This window comes from Caldisericota bacterium (genome assembly GCA_034717215.1).
Lineage (GTDB): Bacteria > Caldisericota > Caldisericia > Caldisericales > Caldisericaceae > UBA646.
This window is the reverse complement of the sequence record JAYELD010000019.1, coordinates 1-2,818: the sequence shown is the minus strand read 5'-3', so window position 1 is coordinate 2,818 and position 2,818 is coordinate 1. Positions and strand designations below refer to the sequence as shown.

Annotated in this window: 3 protein-coding genes; 1 reads left to right on the top strand and 2 read right to left on the bottom strand. The window is 34.1% G+C overall.

What is annotated here, in order from left to right:
- Window positions 1-784, top strand: a 784-nt coding sequence (locus U9Q18_00945) for a DegV family protein (GenBank protein ID MEA3312926.1), incomplete at its 5' end; no start/stop codon positions are given.
- 42 nt (window positions 785-826) lie between these two features.
- Here U9Q18_00945 and U9Q18_00940 read toward each other — a convergent pair.
- Together U9Q18_00940 and U9Q18_00935 are read right to left on the bottom strand one after the other, a co-directional pair.
- The gene (locus tag U9Q18_00940; protein ID MEA3312925.1) at window positions 827-1,786 is read right to left on the bottom strand and encodes a HAMP domain-containing sensor histidine kinase; all 960 of its coding nucleotides are present in this window, start codon (window positions 1,784-1,786) and stop codon (window positions 827-829) included.
- Between the two features lie 147 nt (window positions 1,787-1,933).
- Complete coding sequence (locus U9Q18_00935) at window positions 1,934-2,611, bottom strand: response regulator transcription factor (GenBank protein ID MEA3312924.1); 678 nt, start codon at window positions 2,609-2,611, stop codon at window positions 1,934-1,936.
- Window positions 2,612-2,818 lie beyond the last annotated feature (207 nt).

The following is a 2,818-nucleotide window of genomic DNA, read 5'->3' as shown; positions in this document are numbered from 1 at the left end:
GTACGGTATAAAAATTACGCCTTTGTATGTAAGATTTGGTGACGACATGTTTAGAGAACGTGTGGATATAAAAGATGAGGATTTTTATAAGCGTATAAGAGCAGGAGAGCTGCCATATACTACACAACCAGCTGCTACTGATTTTATTGCGGTTTATAAGCCACTTATTGAGGAAGGGTACTCAATCATTTCTCCTCTGATTTCTTCTGAGCTAAGTGGTGCTGTGAATGCCGCAAATGCAGCTAAAAAATCATTAGGAGATCCAGATATCCATATTTTTGATGCTAAGTTTACGACATTAGGTTTGGGATATCAAATAGTGGAAATTGCAGAAAGATTGTATGACCAAGAGATGACTAAGGATGAAGTAATTCAGGAGATGTCATCAATACGGGATAGGATGTACAACTTTTTTGTTGTCGGAGATCTGTATTTCCTTGCGAGACTGGGACGAATTAAGAAAACAGAAGCAGTTTTAGGGTCAATGATAAAAATAAAGCCACTTCTTTATATGCGAGATGGGGCTATAGATACTCTGGAGAAACCTCGCACGATGAAAAAGGCAAAAGCAAGGATGATTGAAATTGCAAAACAGATTATAACGGAAAAGGAGTTGAAGCATATGGCAATCATTTGGGGCGATAATAAGGAAAAAGCTGAAGAATACAGAGATGTATGTGCAAAAGAATTTAACAAAGAGGTTTCTATGACTCGTTTAGGGCCTGTTATTGCATCGCATACCGGACCGGATATTTTATCTCTTCAGTTTAGCACTGAAAGGTGATGTAAATAGAGCTATCAGCGAATATGTTATAGGCAAGACTTGTTATTGTTTTTTATCTCGAGGAGATTTATACATAGGGAAAGATAATGTAAATTCTGTGCCTTTGCTTAATTCGCTTTTTACCTCTACTTTGCCATTATGTGCATATATTAGTTCTTTTATAATTGTAAGTCCAATTCCTAAGCCGCCGGTTGTTCTTGAACGTGATTTTTCTCCTCTGTAGAATCTGTCGAATATGTATGGCAGTTCTTGTTCTGGCATACCTTTTCCTGTGTCTTTAATTGAAATTATGGCATTTGTTCCTTCTCGAAAACTTTTGATATAAATACCACCTCTATCCGTGTATTTTATTGCATTATCTAAAAGGTTTAGAAGGATTTCTTTCATTCTTTTTTTGTCTGCATTTATGTAAATAGGTTTGCTGCTTTTATTTATCTTGATGAATAGATTTTTTTTGTTTGCTTCTATCCTAATCGTTTCCGATGCTTCTATTATGAAGTCATTTAGATTTATTTTTTCAAGGTTTAATTTATATTTTTTGCTGTCTAATAAAGAAAGAATGGAAAGTTCATTTAACATACTCTCCATCCGCTCTACTTCACCTTTAATAATTTTAAGTGATTTTTCTTTTTCTTTTTTTGTAAAATCCTTATTGTCCAGCGTTTCTAAGTAGCCGTTAATGACTGTTAAGGGTGTTCTTAGGTCGTGAGATACATTTTGCACAAGTGTTTTTCGCATCTTTTCAATTTCAGATAGATGTTCTGCCATATGGTCTAATGCTCTTGCAAGCAGTCCCATTTCATCATTTGTTTTTGCATTTATGCGCGCAGAATAGTCTCCCTTTTCTAACTTTTTTGAGAATTTTACCATTTTCTTGATTGGGTTTACTGTAAGTTGAGAAACAAAAAATGCGAGGGCTGAACCTATTAAAATAGAAATTGCACCTACCCAGAGGAGAACAAATTTCATGTTGTTAAGAAATTTCTCTCCGAAAGGCTTCATAAACATTTTGAATCCTTCTGGGGTTTGGAGTACGATAATCTGATTGAAATTTTTACCAATGTAGAGCCTGATAAAAAATACCGAAAAAAAAATTACTACAATTATTAAAAAAATGTAAGTTAATATAAGTTTTACCTTAAAGCTCATCTATTTTTCTCCTTTAAATTTGTATCCTGCACCGTATATAGACTCTATGTATTCTGGGTGTTTGGGATCGTCTTTCAATTTTTTACGTATGTTTTTAATGTAAGCATCTATTGTACGGTCGAATACCACTTCATCATATTCCGTATAAGTCTTGTCCATAATTTGCTCTCTTGAGAATACTACATCAGGTTTTTCTGCGAGCATTGTTAATATTTTAAATTCCTTTGTAGTTAATGTAATTTCCGTGCCATTTTTTATTACTTTCATTTTTTTTGGGTGTATCTCAAGGTCTTTTATTTTTATTATCCGTTCATCCGAGTAACTTCTTCGTAGCAAGCTCTTTACTCTTGCTACAACTTCTCTGGGGCTAAAAGGTTTTACTACGTAATCATCTGCTCCTAATTCTAATCCGCTTATTCTATTATCTTCTTCTGCTTTAGCGGTGAGCATAAGGATTGGTACGTTTGAATGCCTGCGGATTTTTTTGGCAACTGCTATTCCATTCACATATGGAAGCATAAGATCTAAAAGAATGAGGTGTGGTTTTTCTTTCTCAAAGAGATCCAATGCTTCCTGCCCGTTTTTTGCCTGTATAGTATCAAATCCTGCTTTTTGTAAGTAGATACTTAAAAGGTCTCTTATATTCTTTTCGTCATCTACTACTAATATTTTTTTCATAATCTTATTATAATATTCTGATTACGATTACAAAATTATTTGTTTACCTTGCGTTTCCTGAACAATATCTTGTAGAAACTGAGATGATCAATTAGATGTATTAGAACTCCTGCAACTAATAGTAACGAGAATTCTGTGTGTAAAACGGTTAATATGGCGGTTCTTTCAAAGGCAAGAAGAACACCTGTTACTCCAGAAACCAAGAAT